This window comes from Georgenia sp. EYE_87 (genome assembly GCF_023148685.1).
Lineage (GTDB): Bacteria > Actinomycetota > Actinomycetes > Actinomycetales > Actinomycetaceae > Georgenia.
Genome location: NZ_JAHXNL010000033.1, coordinates 1 through 1,429, shown reverse-complemented (window position 1 = coordinate 1,429; position 1,429 = coordinate 1). Strand labels below are relative to the sequence as shown.

The window sequence follows — 1,429 nt, the reverse complement described above, 5'->3', positions numbered from 1 at the left end:
GGCTCTTCGCAGTTGAGGGTGTAGTGCGGGTCGGCGCGTCGGTCGCCGGATAGGGGTCGAGGTCTTCCGAAGATGGAGGTTCTCACGCCACCCATCCGGAAGACCTCGACGTGCCCGACGCTACCTTCGCTCGCCCTGACCTGACCACATTCGCCCGCCTCAACGAGCTCGGCCTCGAAGTCGTCGGGCAGCGGCTCGAGCCTGACCGTGCGGTGCTGGCCTGCCGGGTCGTCGAGCCGGACCAGTGGTGCCGCCGCTGCGGATGCGAAGGCACGCCACGCGACACCGTCACCCGCCGGCTGGCTCACGAGCCGCTGGGCTGGCGCCCCACCACGCTGGAGATCACGGTCCGCCGCTACCGGTGCACCGGGTGCGAGCACGTGTGGCGCCAAGACACCACCAGGGCGGCCGAGCCCCGGGCGAAGCTCTCCCGCCGGGGCCTGCGGTGGGCGCTGGAGGGCATCGTGTGCCAGCACCTGACCGTCGCGCGGGTCGCCGAGGGCCTGAGAATCTCGTGGAACACCGCCAACACAGCAGTCCTGGCCGAAGGACGCCGTGTGCTGATCGAGGACCCGACCCGGTTCGACGGCGTGAAGGCTATCGGCGTCGACGAGCACGTCTGGCGGCACACCCGCCGCGGCGACAAGTACGTCACCGTGGTCATCGACCTCACCGCGGTTCGCGAGGGCACCGGGCCCTCCCGGCTGCTCGACATGGTCGAGGGCCGCTCGAAGCAGGCGTTCAAGACCTGGCTCGCCGAGCGCCCGCAGGCCTGGCGCGACGCGGTGGAGGTCGTCGCGATGGACGGCTTCTCCGGGTTCAAGACCGCCACCGCCGAGGAGCTGCCCGACGCGGTCGCGGTCATGGACCCATTCCACGTCGTGAGGTTGGCCGGCGACGCGCTGGACCAGTGCCGCCGGCGCGTCCAGCAGGACATCCACGGCCACCGCGGCCGCAAGGGGGACCCGCTCTACGCCGCCCGCCGGACCCTGCACACCGGGACCGACCTGCTCACCAGCAAGCAGAGCCAGCGCTTGCACGACCTGTTCACCAGCGACACCCACGTCGCGGTCGAGGCCACCTGGGCCGTCTACCAGCGGATGATCACCGCCTACCGTGAGCCCGACCGGGCCCGTGGGCGCGTCCTGATGGAGAAGGTGATCGACTCGGTCAGCACCGGGGTACCCGCCGTGCTGACCGAGCTACGCCGACTCGGCCGCACCCTCAAGCGGCGCGCCGCCGACGTCCTGGCCTACTTCGACCGGCCCGGCACATCGAATGGTCCTACCGAGGCCATGAACGGTCGGCTCGAGCACCTGCGCGGCTCCGCCCTGGGGTTCCGCAACCTGACGAACTACATCGCCAGAGCACTCCTGGAGACCGGCGGATTCAGACCCCGACTACACCCTCAATTCTGAAGAGCCGGTAA

At 70.3% G+C, this 1,429-nt stretch carries 1 protein-coding gene; it reads left to right on the top strand.

What is annotated here, in order from left to right; genetic code table 11:
• The first annotated feature begins 110 nt into the window (after positions 1–110).
• A complete protein-coding gene (locus KZX45_RS19750; protein WP_248259468.1) occupies positions 111–1,418 on the top strand; it encodes an ISL3 family transposase in 1,308 nt (435 codons plus the stop codon).
• The last annotated feature ends 11 nt before the right edge of the window (positions 1,419–1,429 follow it).